21 protein-coding genes are annotated in these 25,352 nt (G+C 76.3%); 11 read left to right on the forward strand and 10 right to left on the reverse strand.

Annotation, left to right across the window (positions count from 1 at the left end):
- Positions 1–23 precede the first annotated feature (23 nt).
- The gene (locus tag ACF1AK_RS33355) at positions 24–1,256 is read right to left on the reverse strand and encodes a phosphotransferase (protein ID WP_391502566.1); all 1,233 of its coding nucleotides are present in this window, start codon (positions 1,254–1,256) and stop codon (positions 24–26) included.
- A gap of 473 nt (positions 1,257–1,729) precedes the next feature.
- Between ACF1AK_RS33355 and ACF1AK_RS33360 the strand changes: the two genes are divergently transcribed.
- Positions 1,730–3,214 carry a hypothetical protein gene (locus ACF1AK_RS33360; RefSeq protein ID WP_391502567.1) on the forward strand — a complete coding sequence of 495 codons (1,485 nt, stop codon included), beginning with the start codon at positions 1,730–1,732 and terminating at the stop codon, positions 3,212–3,214.
- 90 nt (positions 3,215–3,304) lie between these two features.
- Here ACF1AK_RS33360 and ACF1AK_RS33365 read toward each other — a convergent pair whose 3' ends face one another.
- A complete protein-coding gene (locus ACF1AK_RS33365) occupies positions 3,305–3,658 on the reverse strand; it encodes a PAS domain-containing protein (protein WP_380292182.1) in 354 nt (117 codons plus the stop codon).
- A gap of 279 nt (positions 3,659–3,937) precedes the next feature.
- Here ACF1AK_RS33365 and ACF1AK_RS33370 point away from each other — a divergent pair, with 279 nt between their 5' ends.
- Positions 3,938–5,452 (forward strand): HEAT repeat domain-containing protein, encoded by a 1,515-nt coding sequence (locus ACF1AK_RS33370; protein ID WP_391502568.1) that lies wholly within the window; start codon positions 3,938–3,940, stop codon positions 5,450–5,452.
- A gap of 112 nt (positions 5,453–5,564) precedes the next feature.
- Here the strand turns inward: ACF1AK_RS33370 and ACF1AK_RS33375 are convergent, their stop codons facing one another.
- Entirely contained in the window at positions 5,565–6,410 is an 846-nt protein-coding gene (locus tag ACF1AK_RS33375) for an undecaprenyl-diphosphate phosphatase (RefSeq protein WP_391502594.1), read from the reverse strand.
- A 264-nt stretch (positions 6,411–6,674) separates the two neighbouring features.
- Positions 6,675–7,382, reverse strand: a complete 708-nt coding sequence (locus ACF1AK_RS33380; protein WP_391502569.1) for a class I SAM-dependent methyltransferase — start codon at positions 7,380–7,382, stop codon at positions 6,675–6,677.
- A 136-nt stretch (positions 7,383–7,518) separates the two neighbouring features.
- Between ACF1AK_RS33380 and ACF1AK_RS33385 the strand changes: the two genes are divergently transcribed.
- Positions 7,519–8,154 (forward strand): DUF4396 domain-containing protein, encoded by a 636-nt coding sequence (locus ACF1AK_RS33385; protein ID WP_391502570.1) that lies wholly within the window; start codon positions 7,519–7,521, stop codon positions 8,152–8,154.
- A 124-nt stretch (positions 8,155–8,278) separates the two neighbouring features.
- Here the strand turns inward: ACF1AK_RS33385 and ACF1AK_RS33390 are convergent, their stop codons facing one another.
- Positions 8,279–8,812: a PadR family transcriptional regulator gene (locus ACF1AK_RS33390; RefSeq protein WP_391502571.1), complete on the reverse strand. Its 534-nt coding sequence runs from the start codon at positions 8,810–8,812 to the stop codon at positions 8,279–8,281.
- Between the two features lie 128 nt (positions 8,813–8,940).
- Between ACF1AK_RS33390 and ACF1AK_RS33395 the strand changes: the two genes are divergently transcribed.
- The gene (locus ACF1AK_RS33395) at positions 8,941–9,702 is read left to right on the forward strand and encodes an alpha/beta fold hydrolase (RefSeq protein ID WP_391502572.1); all 762 of its coding nucleotides are present in this window, start codon (positions 8,941–8,943) and stop codon (positions 9,700–9,702) included.
- 9 nt (positions 9,703–9,711) lie between these two features.
- On the forward strand, positions 9,712–10,644 hold the full coding sequence (locus ACF1AK_RS33400; protein WP_391502573.1) for an aminoglycoside phosphotransferase family protein: 933 nt from the start codon (positions 9,712–9,714) through the stop codon (positions 10,642–10,644).
- Here the strand turns inward: ACF1AK_RS33400 and ACF1AK_RS33405 are convergent.
- The 3 genes from ACF1AK_RS33405 to ACF1AK_RS33415 form a co-directional block, all read right to left on the reverse strand.
- A complete protein-coding gene (locus ACF1AK_RS33405) occupies positions 10,641–11,534 on the reverse strand; it encodes a biotin-dependent carboxyltransferase family protein (RefSeq protein WP_391502574.1) in 894 nt (297 codons plus the stop codon). The genes ACF1AK_RS33400 and ACF1AK_RS33405 overlap by 4 nt on opposite strands.
- A 433-nt stretch (positions 11,535–11,967) precedes the next feature.
- Positions 11,968–12,609 (reverse strand): 5-oxoprolinase subunit PxpB, encoded by a 642-nt coding sequence (gene pxpB / locus ACF1AK_RS33410; protein ID WP_391502575.1) that lies wholly within the window; start codon positions 12,607–12,609, stop codon positions 11,968–11,970.
- Positions 12,606–13,382, reverse strand: coding sequence for a LamB/YcsF family protein (locus tag ACF1AK_RS33415; protein WP_391502576.1), 777 nt, complete (start codon positions 13,380–13,382; stop codon positions 12,606–12,608). The genes pxpB and ACF1AK_RS33415 overlap by 4 nt, the downstream gene beginning before the upstream one ends.
- A 360-nt stretch (positions 13,383–13,742) precedes the next feature.
- On the opposite strand from ACF1AK_RS33415, the gene ACF1AK_RS33420 reads away from it, so the two are divergent.
- The 4 genes from ACF1AK_RS33420 (at position 13,743) to ACF1AK_RS33435 (ending at position 21,655) form a co-directional block, all read left to right on the forward strand.
- A complete protein-coding gene (locus tag ACF1AK_RS33420; protein WP_391502595.1) occupies positions 13,743–15,278 on the forward strand; it encodes a hypothetical protein in 1,536 nt (511 codons plus the stop codon).
- 67 nt (positions 15,279–15,345) lie between these two features.
- Complete coding sequence (locus tag ACF1AK_RS33425) at positions 15,346–16,221, forward strand: hypothetical protein (protein ID WP_391502577.1); 876 nt, start codon at positions 15,346–15,348, stop codon at positions 16,219–16,221.
- 87 nt (positions 16,222–16,308) lie between these two features.
- A complete protein-coding gene (locus ACF1AK_RS33430; protein ID WP_391502578.1) occupies positions 16,309–20,871 on the forward strand; it encodes a hypothetical protein in 4,563 nt (1,520 codons plus the stop codon).
- Between the two features lie 19 nt (positions 20,872–20,890).
- Positions 20,891–21,655, forward strand: a complete 765-nt coding sequence (locus tag ACF1AK_RS33435) for a metallophosphoesterase (protein ID WP_391502579.1) — start codon at positions 20,891–20,893, stop codon at positions 21,653–21,655.
- Here the strand turns inward: ACF1AK_RS33435 and ACF1AK_RS33440 are convergent.
- On the reverse strand, positions 21,631–22,080 hold the full coding sequence (locus tag ACF1AK_RS33440) for a hypothetical protein (protein ID WP_391502580.1): 450 nt from the start codon (positions 22,078–22,080) through the stop codon (positions 21,631–21,633). The genes ACF1AK_RS33435 and ACF1AK_RS33440 overlap by 25 nt on opposite strands.
- 245 nt (positions 22,081–22,325) lie before the next feature.
- Positions 22,326–23,021 (reverse strand): FadR/GntR family transcriptional regulator, encoded by a 696-nt coding sequence (locus tag ACF1AK_RS33445; protein ID WP_380292207.1) that lies wholly within the window; start codon positions 23,019–23,021, stop codon positions 22,326–22,328.
- A 199-nt stretch (positions 23,022–23,220) separates the two neighbouring features.
- Between ACF1AK_RS33445 and ACF1AK_RS33450 the strand changes: the two genes are divergently transcribed.
- On the forward strand, positions 23,221–23,775 hold the full coding sequence (locus tag ACF1AK_RS33450; protein ID WP_391502581.1) for a gluconokinase: 555 nt from the start codon (positions 23,221–23,223) through the stop codon (positions 23,773–23,775).
- Positions 23,772–25,172 carry a GntP family permease gene (locus ACF1AK_RS33455; RefSeq protein WP_391502582.1) on the forward strand — a complete coding sequence of 467 codons (1,401 nt, stop codon included), beginning with the start codon at positions 23,772–23,774 and terminating at the stop codon, positions 25,170–25,172. Before ACF1AK_RS33450 ends, ACF1AK_RS33455 begins: the two co-directional genes overlap by 4 nt.
- Positions 25,173–25,352: the final 180 nt, after the last annotated feature.

Here is a 25,352-nt window from a genome sequence, read left to right on the forward strand (position 1 = left end):
CGGGTGCCGGCGGCCGGGCGGCCTCATCGCGTCCCGACGGCGGCCCGGACCGCGCGGCGGGCCAGCGCGGCGTCGTCGTAGAGCCGGCGGATCATGATCCGCTGCTCCTCGCCGGCGCCCGGCACGTCGTACAGCCGGATCTCCCGCATCAGCACCAGCACCAGGTTCACCAGGAACGCGTCCCGGGCCAGGGTGCCGCCGCTCTGGGCGAGTTGGCTGATCTGGCGGCGGGCCGCGGTGTCCCCGGACAGCACGCTCCAGAGCACCGCCAGGTCGTAGCCGGGCAGGTACCAGCCGGCCTGCTCCCAGTCGACCAGCACCGGGCCGGACGGCGCCAGCAGCATGTTGCTGAGCAGCGCGTCGCCGTGGCAGAGCTGGAGCGGGGCGGGCCCGAGGCCGTGCAGCAGGCCGCGCAGGTCCCCGGCGTCCCGGTCGGTGAGCTGGCCCACCGAGTGGTAGCGGGCGATCTCCAACGGGTAGTCCAGCCGGGGCTGGAACACGTCGGTCGGCGGCCGCCACAGGTTGAGCGTGCGCACTGCGGTCAGCAGCGCCCGCACCTCGCCCGGGGTGGGCGCGTTGGCCGGGTGGCGCTCCCGGGCGGCCGGCCGCCCGGGCACGCGCTCCATGACCAGCACGCAGCGGTCGTGGTCGGCCGCCACCAGCCGGGGCAGCCGCACCGGCGGGCGGTGCCGGACGAAGGCCCGGTAGACCGCGACCTCGTGGTGGAAGTCGGCCACCAGCTGGTCGAAGTACTCGCTGCGCACCGCCTGCGGGGCCAGGCACTTGGCGACCACCGGGGCCCGGCCGATGGTGCCCGCCACCAGGATGTGGCGGCTCCCCTCGCGCAGCACCTGGCGCGGGGTGAACGCGGGACATATCCGCGAGACGCCGGCGAGCGCGGCCCGCACGGACGGCGTCTGCAGCGCCGAGGGGTCGATCCGCTCCTGCACCGCGGGCTGGCCCGGCCGCGTCGGCGGGCGCAGCAGCCGGCCGTCGCCGGGGCGGGCGGCGGGGATCCGGGCCCCGGGGAGGCGGGGGCCGGCCGGGGCGGCGGTCTCGGGCGGGCGGAGCCCCAGTGCCGTCCGCGCGGCCTGGCCCCGGGGGTCCACGGGCCGGCCGTCGACGGCACCGCGGGGGGCGGCCGGCCGGGACGGCGGCGGGACCTGCTTCGGGCCGGGACGGCCGGCGGCTGCGGTGGGCGGGCGCAGCGCGGTCCGGGGCGCGGTCGGCGTCGGGGAGGTCGCTGAGGAGTACATGGGGTGAGGGAAGTCCCTTCCTGGTCCGTCTCGGAGGCCCGCGGGGGCGGGTGGGGCCGGTGCCGCCGGGTTCCTGGTCCGGTGGCCGGCCCGGTTGCGGTCCGGTGGGTGGTGCGCGGGCGCCGGGCACGGACGCCGGGGCCGGAACCCCGTGCTGCGGCGGTGGACCGGCCTTCCGCACCCTGGGGAATGCGGATGGCCGGTTCTGCCGTGGCCGTGCCCGGCGCCCCCGCGCCACCCGGCCGCGCCACCCCCTCGGGTGAGGACCGGGAGCGCCCCGCGACCCGCCCGGGGGAACCCCCGGACCGGTCTGGGACGCCGCCCGACCCGGGGGCGAGGTGGCGCACCTCTACATGACACCCGCAGGACGGTGGTTGGTAATGTGGCGGACCCTGGCGAAGCCTGGCGAATGCTCGCCCGGCACATGACGGAAGCCCTAGCCTCGGATCAGCCGAGGAACCTGGGGGCTTCACGTGAGCAGGGGACCCAACACCCGACTCGCCGATCTGTTCGTCCTGACCGGATGGTCCAAGGGCGAGCTCGCGCGGCTGGTCAACAGGCGTGGTGCCGCGATGGGGCAGCAGCAGCTGTCCACCGACACCTCGCGGGTGCGGCGGTGGATCGAGCAGGGGGAGATCCCGCGCGATCCGGTGCCGAGGGTACTGGCAGCCGTGTTCACGGAGCGGCTCGGCCGTGTCGTCACCACTGAGGACCTCGGTCTGGAACGACACCGGCCCACCCGGACCGGAGCGGCGCAGTCCGCCACCTCGTCGCCGTGGGAACCGGATCGGACGGCCGCGGTCCTCACCGAGTTCACGGGAATGGACCTCATGCTGAACCGACGTGGATTGGTGGGCGCGGGTGCCGCGCTCACGGCCGGAGCGGTCATCGCCGACTCGCTGAAGGGCTGGCTGGGCGGGGACGCGGTCGCGTACGCGGCCTCGGCGCCCGGCCCGCGCCGGGTGGTCACCCAGGGCGGTGTCCGGCCGGTGGTGGACCTGTACGACGCGGGCCCGGTGGGGCCCGACGAGGTGGCGGCGCTGGAGCACTCGGTGCAGGTGTTCCGGGCCTGGGACGCGGCGCGCGGCGGCGGCCTGCAGCGCAAGGCGGTGGTCGGCCAGCTCAACGAGGTGGGCGGCCTGCTGACGCACCGCCACGGCGGCACCGTGGAGCAGCGGTTGTGGCTGGTCGCGGCCAACCTCGCGGTGCTGGCGGGCTGGATGTCGCACGACGTGGGGCTGGAGCCGACCGCGCAGAAGTACTTCATGCTGGCGGCCGAGTCGGCGAAGGAGGCCGGTGACCGGCCGCGCGCCGGGGAGGCGATCTCGCGGGCGGCGCGCCAGATGGTGCACCTCGGGCGGGCCGACGACGCGATCGACCTGATGGCCGCCGCGCGGGCGAGCGGCGGCCGGATGCTGCCGAGGACGCGGGCGATGCTGAACACCGTCGAGGCGTGGGCCTTCGCGTCGATCGGGCAGTCGCAGACGACCTGGCGGCTGCTGGGGGAGGCGGAGGACCTCTTCGCGGAGGACCCGGACGGGCCGTCGCCGTCCTGGATGCAGGTCTTCGACGAGGCGGAGCTGCGCGGGATGCAGGCGCTGGTGCTGCGCACGCTCGCCGAGCACGACCTGTCGGCCGCCGGGCAGGCCCGCCGGCACGCCGAGCGGGTGATCGAGCTGCGGGAGGGGACGGGCCGGCTGCGCTCGGCGCTGTTCGACCGGATCACGCTGGCCTCGGTGCACTGGCTCACCGGGGAGCCGGACGCGGCGGACACCCAGGTCAAGCTGGTGCTGAACCTGATCGGCCAGAACTCCTCGCACCGCACGTGGGACCGGCTGCGGGAGATGTACCGGCTGACCGCGCGCTACCGGGGGGTGCCGGTGGTGGACGAGCTGCGGGACGAGCTGGGCCGGGAGCTGAGGTCGGCGGGGGCGAAGTACCGGCCGCAGCCCGTCTGAGGCGTCGGCGCCCGCGGCAGCCGTCCGCGGGCCGGGGCGCCGTCCGCGGGGCAGCCGTCCGCGGGCCGCCGGGTGGTCGTCCGCCGGCCGCTAGTCGGGGTCCGCCGGGCGCAGCAGCATGCGCAGGGCGGTGACGGTGCCGTCGGTGCCCAGGACGGGTTCGCCGGCGCATTCCACGGTGCCGTGTCCGCCGCCGGGGTGGCGGACGCGGAGGGTGCCGACGGCGTACCGGCCGTGCACCAGCGCGTCGGTCATCATCCGGCGCAGCTGCGGCCGGTCCGCCTCGGCCAGCCGGTCGGGCAGCCGGTCGAGGCTGAGCGGGCCGTGGCCGGGGTCGCAGCCGAGCAGCGGGTAGGCCTCGGCGGACCAGCGCACGTCGTCGGTGCGCAGATCCCATTCGGCCGCGGCGACCGTGTCGCGGCCGGGCGTCGGTGTCATGGGCATGGCAGGTCCACTCGTCCGTTCGCGGGGGTCGGCCGGCGGGTGTGGGAACGACTGTCGCACAGCGGTCCGACACCCGTCGGCGATTTGGACAGAACGCCGACAAAGGGCCCCCGGCATATGCCAGTGCGCACAAAGGGTCCGTCGCCCTGTGTGCGACGGGCTGTCCGAGGCGGTAACCTTCGGTGATTCCGGCGCCCGGGCGCCCGCGCAGTACCGACCAGAGACCCCGGCGACGGAAATCCCGTTGCCACTACGACCGCCGCAACGGATGCTGACCTCATGTTCGAGCCAGTGATAGCACCCAGTGCCAGCCTCCTCGGCCTCCTGCAGCGAGGTCGCGGTGACGGGCAGCTCCATGCGCTGGCCGCCGACCGCACCGAGGCCATCGCCGCGTTGGAGGAGTGCGTCACCAGGGATCCGCGAGCCGACTGGCAGGTCGAGAACCGCTCCCTCTACTACGCGCGCCTCTACATGGAGCTGGAGGCGTCGCTGGACGGCATCGAGGACCACCTCCACTCCCCGGAGGACCTCCTCGACGAGGACGAGGCCCGGACCGGCCTCGCGCTCTCCGTCCTCGGCCACCTCGCCGCGTACGGCCGCCGGGACGCCCTCCTCATGCTCCGCGAGTACGCCGCCACCGGCACCAACTGGGCCTGGGCCCTGGACGAGCTCGCGCTGCGCGACGACGACCGCGGCCTGCTGCTGCTCGGCACGGCCGTACTGGACCGCTTCCCGCCGGGCCCCGAGGGCGACGCCGAGCTGCGCGAGACCATCCGGGGCGCCTACGAGCCCCGGCCCTGGCGGCTGTGGGCCGCCTACCACCCGAGAGTCGCGGCGGCGAGCGAGCAGTCCCCCTTCGACCTGTGGCAGCGCCAGCTGAACCGCAACGGCGTCACCCCCGGCTGGTCCACCGCCGACGTGCTGGCCTGGGCCGATCAGGGCGACCTCGGCGGCCTCGGCGCCGCGGCCTTCGCCGGCGGCCCGGTCCGCCCCGAGGCGTCCCGCGACGCCGGCTCACCGGCCCGCCCCGACGGCGTGGACCGCCGCGCCGCCGCGGCCGCCCGCTGCCTGGCCGCCGTGGTGCGCCCCGAGGACCGCCCCGCCGTCCTGGAGGCGGCCCGCACCGGCCTGCCGGGCGCCCGCCGGGCCGCCCTGCGCTACCTCGTCGACCAGCGCGACCCGGCCGCGGCCGGCCTGATCGAGCTGGCCGCCGCCGACGTGGACGACCGGATGGTCCGGTTCGCCCTGGAACTGCTCGGCCGGATGCGCGGCCCGGAGGCGCTGGCCCAGGCCCGCCGCTGGGCCGACCCGGCCACCGGCGGCGCCGACAGCGCCCTCGGCGAGGCCGCCGTCCGGCTGCTGGCCGACGCCGGGGAGCCCGCCGACGGCCCGCTGGTGGTGGCCGGGCTGCGCCGCTGGGTCTCGCTGCACGGGGTGTCCGGGGCCGACGCCGGGCTCGGGACGCTGGTCGACGGCGCGGGGCGGCTGGCCGCCGCCGGGGCCGTCCCGGTCCTGCGCCACATCTACGGGGAGGCCGTCTCCTCCGAACTGCGCGGCCGCGCCGCCCGGGCGCTCGCCGCGACCGACGTGCACTTCCCCGAGGGGCCCGCCGTCGAGTGCCTCTGGGACTGCGAGGAGTCGACCCGGGAGCTCGCCGCGCGACACGTCGCCACCACCGGTGACGCCCGGGTGCTGGAGCGCCTGCGCCGCCTCGCCGCCGATCCGGCCGAGGAGGCCGAGGTCCACGCCGCCGTCCGGGGCCGGCTGACCGCCGCCCGGGAGCGCCGCCGCTGAGGGCCGGCGGCCCGCGGAGTCCGCGGCCGCCTTCGAGGACGACGGAGCGGGCCGGTCCACCTTCGGGGGTGGACCGGCCCGCTCCGCGGTGGAACGCCGTTCTCGTTCGCCGCTACTTGGCGACCACGCCGGCGTCCGGGGCCAGGGTGCCGACCGAGACCAGGACGATGATCAGGATGCCGAGCGCGATGCGGTAGATCACGAACGGCATGAAGCTGTTGTGCGAGATGTACTTCAGGAACCAGGAGATCGCCGCGTACCCGACCACGAAGGCGATCGCGGTGGCCAGGAGGGTCGGCCCCCAGGCCGGCGCGGGCCCCTCGCCGATCTTGAACAGCTCCAGCACGCCGGAGGCCAGCACCGCCGGGATCGCCAGCAGGAACGAGTACCGGGCCGCCGCCTCGCGGCTGTAGCCGAGCAGCAGGCCCGCGCTGATCGTGCCGCCGGAGCGCGACACGCCCGGGATGAGCGCGAGCGCCTGGGCCATGCCGTAGCCGGCCGCGTGCGGCAGGGTCAGCTCGGTGATCGGCTTGGCGTAGCGGACGGCCCGGGTGCGGTCGGCGACCGCCAGGATCACGCCGAACAGGATCAGCGTGGTGCCGATGATCCGCAGGTCGCGCAGGTCCTGCTCGATGGTGTCCTGGAACAGCTTGCCCAGGATGCCGATCGGCAGGGTCCCCATGATCACGAACCAGCCCATCCGGGCGTCCTGGTGCGAGCGGAGCGCGGGCCGGAACAGCGAGAGCGTCCAGGTCTTCACGATCGAGGCGATGTCGCGGCGGAAGTAGATCAGCACCGCGGTCTCGGTGCCGAGCTGGGTCACCGCCGTGAACGCCGCGCCCGGGTCCTTCCAGCCCAGCAGGGCGGGGAAGACCCGGAGGTGGGCGCTGGAGGAGATCGGCAGGAACTCGGTGAGTCCCTGGATCAGGCCGAGGACGGCCCCGTGGAACCATTCGATCACCGGACACCCGCCCGGGGTATCCGTCGCTCGATGCGCATGAAGCGTTCCTTGTTGGTCGGTGCGGGAACGGCCCTGCGAACCGGCCGGCGCGGTCCAGTGGCGCGGTCCGATGGCAGGCGAACCACCGGTCCCGCCCGGCGCTCGGGCCGCGCGCGGGCCCGGCGTCCGCCTGATGCTACGCCGTTCAGGTGACGGCCTGTCGCGCGCCCCCACCCCCGGGGGCCGTTCCCGCCACCGCCGGCCGCGGCGGCTGCGGACCGGTCAGGCGGCCACCGGCCGGGCCCGCACCCAGACCCGGTCCCCGGTCAGATAGGCGTCGACCGCAAGACCGGCCTCGGCCAGCGCCTGTTCGAACTCCGCCCGGCCCATCGGGCGGGACAGGAAGGTCTGGGTCCACCGCGCGTCCGGGAACTCGTACTCGACGTGCACCCGGTTGACGCCCTCGGCCACCGGGGTGGCCGAGGCCACCCGCACCAGCCCGTCCGTCCCGAGCGGGCGCTCGCGCGGCACGTTGGTCTGCCAGTCCTCGCCCTCGCGCTGGATCAGCACCCAGCCGTCCTCGGCGACGTGCCGGCGGCAGGCGTCCAGCAGGCCCCGGCGGACGTCCAGGCTGCCGGCGTGCACCAGGAAGGAGGCGAGCAGGACGACGTCGAAGCGCTCGCCGAGGTCGAGGCGCTCGATCGGGCTGCGCACGGTGCGCGTCCCGTGCACCCGTGCCAGCATCTCGGCGGACTCGTCCACCGCCGTCACCCGGAAGCCCAGGTCCACCAGCGGGCGGGTCAACCGGCCGGCGCCGCAGCCGAGTTCGAGCAGGCTCGCACCGGCCGGGACGGCGCCGGCGATCACCTCGGGCTCGTCGTTGACCGGCAGCCGCGCGTACATGTCGACCGCGCAGCCGTCCGGGGTGATCGCTCCGGGGCCGGTGCCCCGGTAGCCCTCGCGGAATCCGTCGTGTCCTTCGTCAGCCATGCGAACCATCCGAGCACGGCGGGGGCGGGGTGGGAAGGGGGTGCGGGGATCCATGCTTGGCAGATACCCCAGGGGGGTATATAGTCATCGACGAACCGGGCAGCACGACCGAGGCAACGAGCACGTGGAGGACGACATGGCACACCCCGCCCAGCACGACCACCAGCAGCACGCCGGCCACGAGCACCAGGGCCCCCACGCGCACCAGTCGCACGAGCACCACGGCGAGCACCGGGACCACGCCGGCCACGCCGGTCACGCGGACCATGCCGGTCACGCCGGTCACGCGGGGCACCACGAGCAACACGCGCACCACGGACACGGCGGCGGTGCCGTGACCTGGGCGGCTGCGGCGCAGGCGACCCTGCACTGCCTCACCGGCTGCGCCATCGGCGAGATCCTCGGCATGGTGCTCGGCACCGCCTTCGGGCTGGGCAACGGCGCCACCGTGGTGCTCTCGATCCTGCTGGCCTTCGTCTTCGGCTACGCGCTGACCATGCGCGGCGTGCTCAGGGCCGGCCTCGACGTCCGCACCGCCGTCAAGGTCGCGCTGGCCGCCGACACCGTCTCGATCATCGTCATGGAGATCATCGACAACACCGTGATGATGACCGTGCCCGGAGCGATGGACGCGGGCCTCGCCGACGTCCTGTTCTGGCTGGCGCTGGCCGGCTCGCTCGCCCTGGCCTTCGTCCTGACCGTCCCGGTCAACAAGTGGATGATCGGCAAGGGCCGCGGTCACGCCGTGGTCCACGCCTACCACCAGCACTGACCGGTCGGCCCGCGCTGCCCGCACCGAACGCCGTGGCCCGCGCCCGCCCCCTCCGCAGGGGGCCGGCGCGGGCCGCGGCGTTCCCGGGGCGCGCTCGGCGGGCGTGCGCCCGGCCGGTGCGCGCTCAGGCCGCGCGGTCGAGCTCCGCGAGGGTGGCGTGCAGCCAGTCCCGTTCGGCGGTGGTGGTCGCGCGGGCGATCAACAGCATCCCGCGGCGGAACGGATCGGCCGCCTGCTCGGCGCCCACCGGCCGGTCGCCGTCGTAGAAGAAGCTGGCCGGCTCGTCCAGGAAGGCGAGGCGGCGGCGGAGCACCGCGGCCTGCGCGGCCGGTTCCCCGTCGAGGTGGCGCAGGAAGGCGAGCACGGTGAACCAGCGGTTCTCGTCGCTGATGTCCAGCTCGTCCGGGGTGCGCAGCCGGTCGAGCAGGGCGGCCCGCCCGGTGTCGGTGAGCCGCAGGGTGTGCCGGGGCGCGGCCGCCGCGCCGGGCTCGGTGGCGCGCACCAGCAGGCCGTCGGCCTCCAGTCGCTTGATCGCCGGGTAGAGCGTGCCGTCGCTGATCGGCCGCACGTGGCCGGTGAGCGCGGCGAGGTGGCGCCGCAGTTCGTAGCCGTGCAGGGGCCGGTCGTGGAGGAACCCGAGGATCGCGAGCTTCAGCATGGGGCCACTCTCTCAGATCCGGGCGCCGATATCTCGCTCTTGAGATACCTCGGATTCGAGGTATGGTCTTCCCGGCGCCCGGGGAACGGCCCCGGCGCCGCCCCGACGACCGCAGGAGGAGCACGACCGTGCGCGACGCCACCGTCACCCCGAACGGCGACCGGATCCGCTGGGTGGAGATCCCCGGCCGCGAGCCCGTCCGCCTCTACCTGCACGGCCTCGGCGCCAGCTCGCCGGTCTACTACGCCCCGGCCGCCGCCCACCCGCTGCTCACCGGTCACCGCTCGCTCCTGCTGGACCTGCTCGGCTTCGGCATCAGCGACCGGCCCGCCGACTTCCCCTACACCCTGGAGGCGCACGCCGACGCCGTCGCCGCCGCCGTCCGCGCGGCGGGCACGGAGCGGGTGGAGGTGATCGGCCACAGCCTGGGCGGCGCGGTCGCGATCGCGCTGGCCCACCGGCACCCCGGGCTGGTCGCCCGGCTGGTGCTGGTCGACGCCGTCATCGACCCGCTCACCCCGAGCCGGGGCCCGGGCAGCAGCGGCATCGCCACCTTCACCGAGGAGGAGTTCCTGGCCGGCGGCCGGGAGCAGGCCGAGCAGTGGGCGGGCCCGTTCTGGTGGGCCACCATGCGGCTCGCCGGCCCCGAGGCGCTCCACCGCAGCGCCGTCCACCGCTGCCGGGCGACCGTGCCGTCCCTGCGCGAGCAGCTCCACGCCCTGGACCTGCCGCGCACCTTCCTCCACCCCGCGGCCGACGGCGAACTGCCCGGCGCGGACCGGCTCCGGGCGGCGGGCGTGGTGCTGGAGGCGGTGCCGGACTGCGGGCACAACATCATGATCGACAATCCGGAGGGCTTCGCGCGGGCCGTCGCCGCCGCGCTGGCGTAGGGTCCTCCCGTGTCCGTCGTGCCGATCCCGGTCCCCGAGGCGCTGGCCGCCTCCCTGGTCGACCTCTTCGGGGAGGAGGGGCGGGCCTGGGTCCGCCGGTTGCCCGCGCTGGCCTCGGAGTCGGCCGACCGGTGGGAGCTGCGGATCGACGGCGCGCCCGCGCACGGCGTGGCCGGCCTGGTGCTGCCCGTCCGGCGGGCCGACGGCACCGGCGCCGTGCTCAAGCTCCAGCCCGTGGACGAGGAGACGGCCGGCGAACCGCTCGCGCTGCGCGCCTGGGGCGGCCGGGGCGCCGTCCGGCTGCTCGACCACGACCCGGCCACCGGCACCCTGCTGCTGGAGCGCCTCGACCCCGCGCGCTCCCTGCACGCCGTTCCCGACGACCTGGCCGCCACCGGCATCCTCGCCGATCTGCTGGCGGAGTTGACGCAGCATCGGGCACCGCGAGGAGTGAGGACCTTGGCGGCGGTCGCGGACGCCATGCTGGCGCAGGTCCCGCGGGCGCGCGACCGGCTGGCCGGGGAGGGGGACCGCCGGCTGCTCGCCGACCTCGCGGCCGCCCTGCGCGAGGTCCGGCCCGAACCCGGCGACCGGCTGCTCCACTGGGACCTGCACTACGGCAACGTGCTCGCCCCGCCCGCCCCCGGTGCCCGCGCCCCCTGGCTCGCCATCGACCCCAAACCCCTGGCCGGCGACCCGGGGTTCGAGCTCCTGCCCGCCCTGCAGAACCGCCGGCCGGACCTCATCGCCACCGGCGACCTCCCGCGCGCCCTGCGCCGCCGCTTCGACCTGATGACCGACCGCCTCGCCCTGGACCGCGCCCGCGCCGTCCGCTGGACCCTCGCCCGGGTCCTGCAGAACGTCCTCTGGGCCGTCGAGGACGGCGGACGCGCCATCGACGAGGGCCAACGGGCCATCGCCTCGGCCCTGTCGTGGCGCTAGGTCCGCGGCCCGGGAAGGGCCGGGGAGCGATCCGGAAGCACGACGAAGCGCACCGGCGTGCCCGGGCGGGCCTGCGCGGCGGCGGGCAGGTCGGCGGGCGGCACGACCCCGACCACCGGGTAGCCGCCGGTGGTCGGATGGTCGGCGAGGAAGACCACCGGCAGGCCGTCCGGCGGGACCTGCACGGCGCCCAGCACCATGCCCTCGCTGGGCAGTTCGTCCTCCCGGGCGCGGTCGAGCGGCGGGCCCTCGGTGCGCAGGGCGATCCGGTTGCTCGCGGCGGCGACCCGCAAGCGGGTGCGCGCGAGCCGGTCCGCCGTGTCCGGGGCGAACCAGTCGGCGCGCGGGCCGAGCCGCAGCCGCAGCACCAGCTCGGCCGGGGGCGCGGGCAGCGGCACCAGTTCGGGCGTGGGCCCGAGCGGCGGGCGCGGGCCGACCGGCAGGAGGTCGCCGTCGGCCAGCGGGGCCGGGCCGAGCCCGGAGAGCAGGTCGGCCGAGCGGCTGCCGAGCACCGGCGGCACGGCGATCCCGCCCGCCACCGCCAGATAGGCGCGCACCCCGGTGGCCGCGGCGCCGACGTCCAGCACCGCGCCGGCGGGCACCAGCACCGGTGCACCCCAGGCGGCGGGCCGGCCGTCCACCCGCACCGGCGACGGCGCACCGGTCACCGCGACCAGCAGCGGCCGCAGCGCGCGCACCGCGATCCCGCCCAGCGTGGCCTCGACGGCGGCGGCCCCGGGCTCATTGCCCACCAGCCGGTTGCCCGCCCGCAGCGCCGGTTCGTCCAAGGCCCCCGCGCGCGGCACCCCGAGGTGCGCGACCCCGCGCCGCCCCAGATCCTGCACCGTGCTCAAGGGCCCGGACCGCACCACGATCATCGCGTCGGTCATGTCGTTCCTCCGGCCCCGGTCGGGTGGGGTGGGCGTCGGGCGGTGCCGAGGGGGGCCGTCGTGGGCGCGTCGCCCGCCGGTGGCGTCGGCGCGTTGTGCGGCCCGGTCCGTGTCGTGGCGTCGGTCAGGTCGTTCCTCCGGCCCTCGGCGCCGGGGGACGGGCGCCGCCTGGCGCCGCCGGCCGCCGGCCGGCTGCCCCGGGGGCTTCCGTGACCGCCCCGCCCCTCCGGGCCGGTCCCTTGCGCGGGTGGCCGGCGGGCCCCCGCCGCTCGTGTCGTGTCGGTCACGGCCTGGCTCCCGGGCTGGCTCCGCAGTGCCACGCCGGCCGCCGGGGTCGTCGGCCTGACGTGCCCTTCGGGGTGCTGGAGCTGGCGGCTGCCGTCCGGCGGCCGTGATGCCTCCGGGCGCAGGCCGCGGCGGCCCGCCGCGCCCGTCACGGGGTGTCCCCCCGGAGCGGGGTGAAGCGGACGCGGGTGCCCGGGGCGAGGAGGGCGGGCGGGGTGCGGGCGGCGTCCCAGAGGGGGAGGGCGGTGCGGCCGAGGAGTTGCCAGCCGCCGGGGGAGGGGTGCGGGTAGATGCCGGTGTAGGGGCCGGCCAGGGCCACCGAGCCCGCCGGGACGCTGCTGCGCGGGGTGGCGCGGCGCGGCACCCCGTACCGCGCGGGCAGGCCGGTGAGGTACCCGAAGCCGGGCGCGAAGCCGCAGAACGCCACGACGTACTCGGGTTCCGCGTGGATCCGGACGGCCGCCTCGGGGGAGACGCCCCAGAGGCGGGCGACCTCGGGGAGGTCCGCGCCGTCGTAGACGGTCGGCACCTCGACGAGCGGGCCGGAGGCGGCGGACGCCGGGCCCGGGCGGGCCGCCCGCAGCACCCGGGCCAGCGCGTCGACGTCCGCCACGCCGTCCAGCAGGACGGTCCGGGCGGCGGGCACGATCTCCCCGACGGGCGGCAGCCCGCCGGACGCCTGCCGTGCGCGCAGCCAGCCGTAGAGGGCGGTGACCTCGGCGGTGTCCGCGAGCTCCACCAGCAGCGCGTGCTCCCCCACCGGCCGGACGACCGCCGCCGGCCCGGTCATGTGAACGCCTCCACCCGGACGCCGGCCGAGGCGAGCGCGCCGCGGATGCGCCAGGCGAGCTGGGCGGCGCCGGGGGTGTCCCCGTGCACGCAGAGCGAGCGCGCCGCGACGGCGACCGGCTCGCCGCCGACGGCCTCCACCGAGCCGTCGCGGGCGATGCCCACGGCGCGGGTGATGACCTTCCCGGGGTCGTGGACGACGGCGTCGGGCTCGCGGCGCGGGACGAGGGTGCCGGCCCAGGTGTAGGCGCGGTCGGCGAAGGCCTCGGTGACCACCGGCAGTCCGGCGTCCTCGGCGACGGTCAGCAGCCGGGAGCCCGGCAGGCCGAGCACCGGCAGCGGGCCGTCGCTGACCGCACCGGAGCGCAGGATCCCGGCGACCACCGCCTCCGCCTGCTCGGCGTCGGCGACGACCCGGTTGTAGAGGGCGCCGTGCGGCTTGACGTAGGAGACCCGGGAGCCGGCGGCGCGGGCGAAGACCTGGAGGGCGCCGATCTGGTAGGCGATCTCGTCGGCCAGTTCGTCGGGCGGCACGTCCATCGCCCGGCGGCCGAAGCCCGCGAGGTCCCGGTAGGAGACCTGGGCGCCGATCCGCACGCCGCGCTCGGCGGCCAGCGCGCAGACCCGGCGCATGGTGGAGGGGTCGCCGGCGTGGAAGCCGCAGGCGACGTTGGCGCTGGTGACGACGGAGAGCAGGGCCTCGTCGTCGGTCAGGGTCCAGCGTCCGAACCCCTCGCCGAGGTCCGCATTGAGATCGATCACCGCATCGGCCACGCCGGTCCGCCTTCCAGCAGCTGTTGAGCCAGATGGTAGGGCCTGTCCCGGGGCCCGCCTCGCGCCGCTGGTCCGTCCGGCTGCGCGGGCCGACCGGCGGCCGCAGCGCGCGCAGCACGGGGAGCAACGGGACGACGCCCGTGATCCCGAGCGACATGTCGACAAACCGCCAGTAGGGCGGACGCGTTCCACCCGCCCTCCGCGGTCGCCGCGCCCCTGCCGGCCCCGCGCCCGGCCCCGCCCGGGTCCGGCCCCCAGTCCCGCCTGCGCCCTGCGCCCGGTCCCGCCCGGGCGGCTGTCCGAAAGGTCCGTTTCGGTCGATGTCGGCCCCTGCCTCTAGTCTTGTCCCCCGTGACCCTCATCGCCGACCAGCCCACCGAGCACGGCCCCCGGCCGCCCGCCGGCTCCGCCGTCGCCGCCGCGCGGCCCGCGGCGGGCCCCGCCGCCGACGAGGGCCTGGCCCGCCGGCTCAAGGCGCTGGCCTGCACCGCCCCGCTGCACGACCTGGACAGCCGCAAGGTGATGCTGGCCGGCGAGTACGGCGGCTACGCGATGGCCGAGGTCGGGCTCGCCGCGATCGACCTGGTCACCCTCAACATGGACTTCGACACCGGGGCCGACCGCGAGCTGGTGCTCGCCCGGCTGCTGCCCCGGGTCGCCGCGCAGGCGCCCGGCCGCTCCGCCGCCGAGCACCAGCGGGTCGGCCGCTGGGTGCTGGAGTCGCTGATCAACGTCGGCAGCGTCGACCGCGGCTTCCGCGCCGTCTACGGCACCTTCAGCGCCGAGGGCGAGTACGTCCGCCGCGACTACGACTTCAAGCTGATCGAGGAGGTCCCGGGCCCCGACGGCGGCGTCTACCTGCGCACCACCGACGAGGCGGTCAACGTCCTGGTCGGCGCCCTGGACACCGACGTCACCTCCGCCCAGATCGCCGCCGAGGTCAAGCTGGAGGTGCTGATCCGGCGCGGCCGCCTGGCCGACGCCCAGCTCGCCGCCGAGCAGGCCCGCTACCGCACCGTCCAGTACGCCGAGACGCTGCGCCGCGCCCTGGAGGCCACCCGCCGCAATGTGCGCGCCGTCGACTGGATGCGGGCCGTCCCGGACCTCATCGACGAGGCGCTCGACCACATCGCCGACCGCTACCGGCACGAGAACGCGATCCTCACCAACATCCGCAAGGCCCGCGACGAGGCCGAGGAGCCGGAGCACAAGCGCCGCGCCGCCGAACTGGTCGACATCGTCAAGGACTGCATCCGCCGTCACACCCAGCTGCAGACCCGCCTCCTGGAGGCCGGCCCGCTGTTCCGCGCCGAACAGGACCGGCAGGCCTTCGCCACCCCCGGCGCGAGCAGCGGCATCGACCTCTACGGCCAGCTGCTCGCCCCGGTGCTGCGGCTGCCGATAGCGCAGGCCGTCCACCCCACCGGCGCGTTCTTCGCCCGCGGCACCGGCCTGCGCACCCCCGTCTCGGTCCGCGTCTGCGACCTGGTCGACCTGCTGCTCACCCCGCCGGTCGAGCGCGAGCACCTCGGCGCCGAGCTGCCCGACCCCGACCTCGTCGCCACCCCCGACGACAGCCGGTTCTCCGAGGCCCAGCTGGAAGCGGCCCTCGACCTGCTCGACCTGCCCGCCGACGCGCCCCGCCGGCTCTCCGGCCTGCTCGCCGAGGCCCGCGGGCAGGACCCGGAACTCCCGTACCTGGTCGCCCTGCTGGCCGTGCACGCGGCCAGCCCGCCGGTCGGCACCGCCTACCGGCAGGGCGAGGAGCGGCTGCTGTTCGCCGTCGACGACGGAACCCCGCTGCGCGACCCGGAGTTCGGCGGCGCCGACCTCATCGTCGGCAGCGCCCTGCTCGACGCCGCCGGCATGGCCGCCGACCGCAAGGACGCCGGCTGACCCCCGTCCGCCCCGGCCCGATCACCCCCACCCGCACCCCCCGCAACGCCCCCGAGGAGCACCGCCCGTGACGACCCACACCGACACGTCCTGGGCACCCGAGACCGAACCGGCCGCCCCCGCGCCGATCACCCCGGCCGACGTCGCCGACGCCGCCCGGCTGGTCTCCTTCGGCCTCCAGGCCAAGCTGCTCCCCGCCCGCGACGCCGAATACGCCGAACTGGTCCGCCGCCACCGCGAGGACCCGCCCTTCGCCCGCCTCGCCGACGCCGTCGCCACCGGCATGGGCCTGGTCGTCCTGGAGGTCTCCCCGCGCGCCGGCATGGCCGTCGCCGCCGCCGAGGACTCCGTCTTCGCCGTCCGGATGGGCGACTACTCGCGCCGCGCCGCCTCCGAGTCCACCGACCGCTTCCTGCACGGCCTCGCCCACCTGGCCGTCGCCGCGATGGCCTTCCCCCGCCCCGAGGACCTCGCCGACGACGGCTACCTCGGCCGGATCACCGTCAACGGCGTCGACTCCTTCGTCCGCCAGGCCTGCCGCCGCCTGGAGGAGCAGGCCGCCGCCGACGGCGACAACACCGACCCGCAGAGCGACGCCCCCGGCCTGGAGGCCGCCTGGCGGGTCTGGGCCCGGCGCACCGCCACCGGCGCCACCAAGGACGCCCGCCGGCTCTCCGGCTCCACCATCGGCATCGTCGCGAAGGCGGTGCTGTTCCTGGTCGACTCCGGCTTCCTGCAGAAGGTCTCGGACGACGCCGGCGGCACCTACCGCACCACCGCCCGCTACCAGCTCCAGGTCCGCGACCTGGCCGGCACCGCCGCCATGGCCGAACTGCTCGACCTCGGCGTCGTCCCGGTCTCCGACGGCACCGCCTCCCTGCTGCCCCCGGACACCGGGGACGACCTGGTCGCCGACGCCGGCCTGCCGTTCCACTCCCTCTGACCGGAACGCGCCCGCCGCACCCGCGCCCCGCCGGGGCCCCCGCCCCCTCCGACTCCGACCCACCCGCCTCCTGGAGAACCGCCGCACATGTACGAGCTCAACCGGGTCCGCCTGTACTCGATCGGACCGGCCGGCGCCCGCTACGCCGACACGGTGCTCGACCTGCGCGGCGTCGGCGAGCCCGTCGCCGACCCGGCGCCCCAGCAGATCGGCCTGTTCGGCGAGGAGGGCGACGGCCCGGTCCGCCGCCCGGCCCCGGCCGGCGTGCTCTTCCTGGAGAACGGCGGCGGCAAGTCCGTCCTGCTCAAGCTGATCTTCTCGGTCATGCTCCCCGGCCACCGCAACACCCTCGGCGGCGCCAGCTCCGGCGTGCTGCGCAAGTTCCTGCTCGCCGACGACTGCGGTCACGTCGCCCTGGAGTGGCAGCACACCGTCACCGGCGAGCTGATCGTGGTCGGCAAGGTCAGCGAGTGGCGCGGCCGTCAGGTCTCCTCCGACCCGCGCAAGTTCGCCGAGACCTGGTACTCCTTCCGCCCCGGCCCCGGCCTCACCCTCGACTCCCTCCCGGTCGCCGAACGGGTCAGCCTGGCCGGCGACCAGAAGGCCCGCGGCCGCCGCCGCACCATGAAGGGCTTCCGCGACGCCCTCACCGAGGCCGGCAAGGCCCACCCGCACCTCGACCTGGTCTTCGAGGACGGCCACGACCGCTGGACCGAACACCTCGGCGAGCTCGGCCTCGACCCCGAACTCTTCCGCTACCAGCGCGAGATGAACGCCGACGAGGGCGAGGCGGCCGGTCTCTTCGCGGTCAAGCAGGACAAGGACTTCACCGACCTGCTGCTGCGCGCCGTCACCGACACCCGGGACACCGACGGCCTCGCCGACCTCGTCCACGGCTTCGCCGCGAAGCTCGGCCTGCGCTCCGAACTCACCGCCGAACGCGACTTCACCGCCGGCTCCCTGGAGCTGCTGGAACGGATCGCCGAGGCCACCACCGCCCGCGAGAGCGTCCGCGAGGCCCACCGCACCGCCGAACGCCGCACCCGCCGGCTCGCCCACGCCCTCGCCTCCCGCGCCGCCGCCGAACGCGACCGCGCCGAGGACCTCGCCGTCGAGGTCGCCGCCGCCGCGAGCGCCGTCACCGCCGCCGAGACCGACCGCACCCGCCACACCCTGATCGCCGCCGAACTCACCCACCGGCACGCCTCGCTGGCCCTGGCCGCCGCCACCACCGAGGCCGCCGCCCTGCGCCGCGAACTCACCGACGCCCGCACCCTGCACTCCGCCTGGCAGGCCGCCGAGGCCGTGCTGCGCCACCGCGCCGCCGCCGACCGGGTCAGCCGGGTCGCCGCCGCGATCCGCGAGGCCGAGCTGGACGCCGCCCCCGCGCTCGCCGCCCGCGCCCGCGCCGCCACCGCCCTCGCCCGCGCCCTGGAGGCCGCCGCCGCGGCCGCCGAGGACCGCGCCGACACCGAGGAGCAGCGCGCCGCCGAACTCCAGGCCGACGGCGCCAAGGCCCAGAGCGACGCCACCGAGGCCGCCACCGCCGGCCAGAAGGCCCGCAGCGAGGCCGAGCACCTGCGCCAGCGCCTCGCCGAGGTCGAGCAGGAGACCGCCGCCGCCGTCGAGGCCGGGTTCATCGACACCGACGGCGACGTCGACCCGGCGCGCGCCGCCCTGCACGCCGCCGACGTCGAGAAGGCCGCCGCGGCCGCCCTGGGCCAGGCCCGCACCGCCGCCGAGGCCGCTGCCGCCCGGCTGCGCGAGGCCGCCGCCGCCACCGGCCGCGCCGAACTCGCCGCCGCCCGCGCCACCGACGCCCGCACGTCCGCCGCCCGGGCGCTCGCCACCGAGCAGCGCACCGCCGCCCTGCTCGCCACCGAACCCCGGCTCGCCGACCTGCTCTCGCTCACCCCGTACCAGGAGTCCGCGGAGGAGGACGCCGGCTTCCTCACCCCCGCCGTCCTCGACCGCAACGCCGAGTACCTGCGCGAACTCCTCGACGAGGCCATCGCCACCGCCGAACGCACCCTGTTCGACCTGCGCACCGCCGCCGCCGACGACTCCCGGATCCTCGCCGCGCTCGGCGACGGCGGCCTGCTGCCGCCCGGCCCGGACGTCCTCGCCACCGTCGAGTACCTCGCCGAGCACGGCATCCCCGCCCTGCCCGGCTGGCGCTACCTCGCCCAGTCCGTCGACCCGGCCGACCACGAGGCGATCCTCGCCGCCCGCCCCGAACTCGTCGACGGCGTCGTCGTCACCGACCCGCAGTCCCTCGACCGGGCCCGCGAGGCGCTGCGCGCCGCCGCCCTGCTGCCCCGCTCCACCGTCGCCGTCGGCGCCGCCGCCTCGCTGATCGCCCCGATCACCGGCGAACCCGCGTTCTTCCTGGTGCCGCCGAACCCGGCCATGCACGACGAGTCCGCCGCCGACGACGAGCGCCGCGAACTGCGCGCCCGCGCCACCGCCCGCGAGGAGCACATCCGCGAACTCGCCGCCCGCCTCGGCGGCGACCGCGCGCTCGCCGCCCGCCTCGCCTCCTGGCACGCCAGCTGCCCGCCCGGCACCCTCGCCGAACTCGCCGACGCCGCCGAGGCCGCCCGCGAACACGCCGAGCAGGCCGCCGCCGCCCTGGCCACCCTGCGCGCCGAGCACGACGAGGCCGAGACCGACCACGCCGCCGCCGCCTCGGCCCACGAGGAGCACCGGGAGGCCGCCCAGCGCGCCCGCCGCCGCGCCGACGCCCTCTCCGGCCTCGCCTTCCGGCTGCGCGAGCGTGCCAACTGGAGCCGGCGCCAGCGCGAACTCGCCGAGGACGCCGCCGAGTGCGACCGCCGCCGGGCCGTCTGCGCCGAACGCGCCCGGACCTGCGACGAGGACCGCCGCGCCGCCCAGCGCGCCGCCGACGACGCCCGCCGGACCGCCCGCACCCTGCGCGCCGAGCGCGCCGAGATCTCCGCCGCCGAGCAGTCCGACGAGCCCGCCGAGGCCGCCCCCGCGGCGCTGCCCGCCCTGCGCGAGGCCTACCGCGCCGCCTCCCAGCTCTACGAGAAGGTCGGCGTCGGCGCCGACCTGCGCGCCGAACAGGCCCGCGCCGAGGGCGACGAGGCCGCCGCCGCGGCCGAACTCGACCGGCTCACCAACAAGGTCCGCACCCGCGCCGAGGAACTGCTCGACAGCCCCGACGGCGCCGACGGCCCGGCCCGCCAGGCCGCCGCCGCCCGCGCCGAGGAACTCGTCGCCACCATCGAGGCCCGCGCCGCGGCCGCCAGCGAGCAGCTCGGCCGGCTGCGCGGCGAGGCCGAACGCTCCGCCCCCGCCGACGGCGAGGCGCACACCGAGCTGCCCGAGGAGCTCGTCCCCACCGACCCCGAGCACGCGCAGACCCTGCTGCGCAGCGCCACCAGCCGGCTCGCCGAGCGCCGCGAGGCCGTCGACGCCGCCCGTACCGCGCACGCCGACCTCCAGCGCACCTTCGACACCGCCCAGGCCGCCGCCGCCGACTTCGACGAGCACGCCGGCCAGCTCCGCGACGGCCTGCGCGAGCAGCAGGACGACGCCGAGACCCCGGTCGAGCCGTACCTCGGCTCGCTGGCCGAGGCCCGCACCGCCGCCGCCGAGGCCCGGCGCGCCCTGCGCACCGCCGCCGGCGAGCTGTCCTCCGCCGAACTCGCCGTCCGGGACGCCTCGGACGCGCTGGTCCGGCACGCCAACGCGGCCCGCTACGAGGCCGTCCGCACCCCGGCCCGCCAGCAGATCCGCGAGCTGCCCGCCTCCGCGCTCCCCGACCACGCCGCCAACTGGGCCGCCGCCTTCGCACCCCGGCTGCGGGTGCTCACCGACGAACTCACCCAGCTGGAGCGCAACCGCGGCTCGATCGTCGACCGGCTGCGCGGACTGGTCGAGTCCTCGCTGGCCACCCTGCGCGCGGCGCAGCGGCTCTCCCGGCTGCCCGAGGGCCTGGGGGAGTGGTCCGGCCAGGAGTTCCTGCGGATCCGCTTCGAGGACCCGGACCACGCCGGCCTGGTCGAGCGCCTCGGCGAGGTCATCGACGAGGCCACCCGCGCCGCCGTCCGCAAGAACAGCGACCTGCGCCGCGACGGCATGTCGCTGCTGCTGCGCGGGGTCGCCGCCGCGATCGGCCCGAAGGGCGTGACGGTCGAGATCCTCAAGCCGGACGCGGTGCTGCGCGCCGAGCGGGTGAGCGTCGGCCAGATGTCCGACGTGTTCTCCGGCGGCCAGCTGCTCACCGCCGCCATCGCGCTCTACTGCACGATGGCCGCGCTGCGCGCCAACGACCGGGGCCAGTCCCAGCTGCGGCACGCGGGCACGCTGTTCCTGGACAACCCGATCGGCCGTGCCAACGCCACCTACCTGCTGGAGCTCCAGCGCGCGGTGGCGGACGCCCTCGGCGTCCAGCTGATCTACACCACCGGCCTGTTCGACACCACCGCGCTCGCCGAGTTCCCCCTGGTCATCCGGCTGCGCAACGACGCCGACCTGCGGGCCGGCCTCAAGTACATCTCGGTGGAGGAGCACCTGCGGCCGGGCCTGCCCGCCCCGCAGGACCCGGACGGCCCGGCCGTCCACGGCGAGATCACCGCCACCCGGATGTTCAAGCGCCCGGCGGAGGTTCCCGCCCCGCAGTGACCGCCGTAGCGTGGGGTCCATGCTGACGATCGCTCACTTCAGTGACATCCACCTGGGCCAGGACCACCACGGTGACGCGGGGGAGCGCGCCCGTCGGCGGGCCGAGCAGGTGGTGGCGTACCTCGACGCCCTGCCGGGCCCGCTGGACGCGGTGCTGGTCACCGGGGACCTCGCCGACCACGGGCTGCCGGCCGAGTACCGGGAGGTCGCCAAGGTGCTGGCCTCCCGGCACCCGGTGCTGCTCTGCCCCGGCAACCACGATGTGCGCGCGCCGTACCGGGAGGTGCTGCTCGGCGAGGCGCCGTCCGGCGGCCCGGTCAACCGGCTGCACGCGCTGCCCGGTGCGGACGTGCTGATGCTGGACTCCTCGGTCCCCGGCCGGCACGACGGCCTGCTGGACGAGGAGACCCTCGGCTGGCTGGACCGCACGCTCGCCGAGGGCCCGGCGGACCGCCCGGCGGTGGTGGCCTTCCACCACCCGCCGGTGATCCTGCACCTGGCCTATGTGGACCCGATCCGGCAGTTCGGCGAGGACCGGCTGGCCGAGGTGCTGGACCGCCATCCGCGGGTGCGGGCGCTGCTCTGCGGCCATGCGCACACCGGGGCGGCCACCCGCTTCGCCGGGCGGCCGCTGCTGGTGGCGCCGGGCGTGGTCTCCACGGTCATGCTGCCGTTCGAGGGCTCGCCGGAGATCACCTTCGAGCAGCCGCCGCTGATCGCCTTCCACCTGCTGGACGACGACGGCCGGCTGACCACCCACTACCGGGTGGTGAGCCCCGCCTGACGCGGCGCCGGGCCGCCGGGGTGGGGCGGGGCGGCCGGCGGCTGGTAGGGCTGCTGCGGCGGGCGCGGGCGCGGCGGGTACTGCTGCTGGGGGTGGGGAGGGCGCGGCTGCTGGGGCCGCTGCGGGTACGGCTGCGGGCGGGCCGCCGGCACGCGGCTGCCCGCCATCGGCGAGGCCGAGTTGGGCGCGCGCATCCGCTGCGCGGCGACCTGGCGGGAGATCAGGATCTCCAGCAGGCACCACATCGTTCCGAACACCCCCACCCCCATCGCCATCAGGGCCGGCGTCATCAGCCAGCTGTCGGCGTAGGAGGACAGCGTCGCCACCACGATGCCCACCATGGTGAAGGCGAGGCAGAGCACCGCGCGGACGACGGCCCTGCGGACCTCGTCGGGAAGACGGCGGCGACGGCGGGCGGTTGGCATCGGGCGACCCCCAGGCGCGGACGGGCGGCGGACACGGGCGGGGCGGGCGCCGAGTCTACGCCCCCGTGACCCACTCTGCCCCCTCGTACCCGGACCATGCGCGCGAATCCCCCGAACCGACACCAAATCGTGTGATCCGGCCCGGACCGTGCCGAACGGCCCGGCGGATCCCGGTTGCCGTCGGCCGAGTTGCTCAGCCGTCGTGCTCGGCCGTTGTGCCCGGCCGAGCTCCTCAGCCGAGTTGCTCAGCCGAGTTGCTCGTCCAGCTCGGCGAGGGCGCCCTCGACGATGGTCCGCATCGCCTGCTCGGCCCGCTCCGGGTCCCCCGCGCAGACCGCCTCGGCGACCTCGCGGTGCAGCCGGATCGCGTACGGCTCCGGCTGATGGGGCATCAGATGGTACTCGGTCCGGCCGGTCAGCACCGCGCCGACGGTCTCCCTGAGGTGGGCGAACATCTCGTTGCGCGAGGCCCGCAGCACGGTGGCGTGGAACTCGATGTCGTGCCGGAGGAAGGTGTCCAGGTCGGCGGCGCGCGCGGTCATCGTCAACTCGACCGCCAGCGCGCTGAGCCGGCGCCGCTCGTCGTCGGTGGCGTGCCGGGCCGCGAGCGCGGCGGCGGCCGGTTCCACGGCGACCCGCAGCGAGCCGAGCGAGCGCAGCTGGGCGGGCCGGTCGGCGCCGGCCAGCCGCCAGCGGATCACCATCGGGTCGAAGACGTCCCAGTCGGCCCGGGGCTGCACGGTGATGCCGACCCGGCGGCGGGAGGCCACCAGGCGCATCCCCTCCAGGATCCGGACCGCCTCGCGGACCACCGTCCGGGAGACCCCGAACCGCTCCTCCAGCTCCTCGGCGCGCAGCACCGTGCCCTCGGGGACCTCCCCGGACGCGATGGCCGGCCCCAGTTCCGCGAGCAGTCGGCCGGGCAGCCCCTGGATCTCCATCCCGCCAGCCTAGACCTCGCCGGTCCGCCCGGTGCCGCCGCCCCGGCGGCCCCCGCTTGCGCCCGGATCCGCCGGGTATCCGGGGGTCCGTCCCGACCCCGGGCGATCGGAATAAAAGTATGACGATTTGGTTTCCGCCACTTGAATACGTCATATCTTTGAGGCGATAGTGGCGCCAGGCAACGAAGGAGCACCACCCATGGCTCTCAGCGTCGAGAACCACGACACCCCCCACGCGCCCCTCACCATCGTGGTGATGGGCGTCTCGGGTGTCGGCAAGACCACCCTGGCCCGTCTGCTGGCCGACCGCCTCGGACTCCCCTTCGCGGAGGCGGACGACTTCCATCCGCCGGCCAACATCGCCAAGATGTCGGCCGGCGTCCCGCTGGACGACCGCGACCGCGAGCCCTGGCTGCGCGCCATCGGCGCCTGGCTGAAGGAGCACGGCGAGGCCGGCACCGGAGGCGTGGTCACCTGCTCGGCGCTCAAGCACGGCTACCGCGACCTGCTGCGCGAGTCCTGCCCGGACGCCTGGTTCCTGCACCTCAGCGGCCGGACCGAGCTGGTCGAGGACCGGCTCGCCCACCGCACCGGCCACTTCATGCCGCCGTCGTTGCTCGGCTCCCAGTACGCCGCCCTGGAACCCCTCGGTCCGGACGAGCGCGGCGCCGTCCTGGATGTCGGGCCGACCCCCGAAGAACTCGTCGAGAAGGCCGTCGCCCTGCTGCGGCCCGTCAATGGAGACCTCGCGTGACCCCGTCCCCCACCCTCACCGTGCTCGCGGCCGCCCCACCGGCCCTCCCGCACACCGGCAGCGACACCCAGCTGCTGATCGCGGTGCTGCTCAGCATCGGCGCCATCGTGCTGCTGATCACCAAGCTCAAGCTGCACCCGTTCCTGGCCCTGACCCTCGGCTCGGGCCTGCTGGCCGCCGTCGCGGGCGCGCCGTTCGACAAGCTGCTCACCAGCTTCTCCACCGGCTTCGGCTCCACCGTCGCGGGCGTCGGCCTGCTGATCGGCCTCGGCGCGATGCTCGGCAAGCTGCTCGCCGACTCGGGCGGCGCCAACATCATCGCGGACACCGTGCTGTCCCGCACCGGCCCGAGGGCGCTGCCCTGGGCGATGGCGCTGATCGCCGCCGTGCTCGGCCTGCCGCTGTTCTTCGAGGTCGGCGTGGTGCTGCTGATCCCGATCGTGCTGCTGGTCGCCCGCCGCGGCAACGTCCCGCTGATGCGCATCGGCATTCCGGCGCTGGCCGGCCTGTCCGTGCTGCACGGCCTGGTGCCCCCGCACCCCGGTCCGCTGGTCGCCGTCGACGCGCTCAAGGCGGACCTCGGCATCACCCTGGCGCTCGGCCTGCTGATCGCCGTCCCCACGCTGATCGTCGCCGGTCCGGTGTTCGCCCGCTTCGCCGAGCGCTGGGTCGGCCCGCTGGAGGTCCCGAAGCCGGCCGCCCCGGTGGAGACCGCCGAGCGCAAGCACACCCCGTCCTTCGGCGCCGTCCTGGTGACCATCCTGCTGCCGGTCATCCTGATGCTCGGCAAGGCGCTGGCGGACGTCGTGATCGACGACCCGAAGGCGATGCCGCAGCGGGTCCTCGACTTCGTCGGCTCGCCGCTGATCGCCCTGCTCGCCGCGACCCTGCTCGGCATGGTCACCCTGGGCCGGGCCGCCGGGTTCGACAAGGCCCGGATCTCCGACACCGTCGGCAAGTCGCTCGGCCCGATCGCCGGCATCGTCTTCATCGTCGGCGCCGGCGGCGGCTTCAAGCAGACCCTGATCGACGTGGGCGTCGGCACCGCGGTCAGCGAGTGGTCGTCCAAGTGGCACATCTCGGCGCTGCTGCTCGGCTGGCTGATCGCGGTGCTGATCCGGCTCGCCACCGGCTCGGCGACGGTCGCCACCATCACCGCGGCCGGCATCGTCGGCCCGCTGGCGGCGGACATGTCCTCCACCCACGCGGCCCTGCTGGTGCTGGCCATCGGCGCCGGCTCGCTGTTCCTGTCGCACGTCAACGACGCCGGCTTCTGGCTGGTGAAGGAGTACTTCGGGATGAGCGTCGGCCAGACGCTCAAGTCCTGGTCGGTGATGGAGACGGTGATCTCGGTGGTCGCGATCGCCCTGATCATGCCGCTCAGCCTGGTGATCTAGCCTCCGCGGCACGCGCAGGCGGGCGGGCGCTCCCTCGGGGAGCGCCCGCCCGTCCGCCGTTCCCGGGGCGGCACCGGGGGAGCGGGACCCGCGCCACCGGACGCTCCCGGGGCGGACCGTCCGGGGGCCCTCGCGGCCCCGCGCCGATCCACCGGACGCGCCCCGGGCGGGCAGGCCGAC

Source organism: Kitasatospora sp. NPDC015120, assembly GCF_043080305.1.
In the GTDB taxonomy this organism is placed as follows: Bacteria; Actinomycetota; Actinomycetes; order Streptomycetales; family Streptomycetaceae; genus Kitasatospora.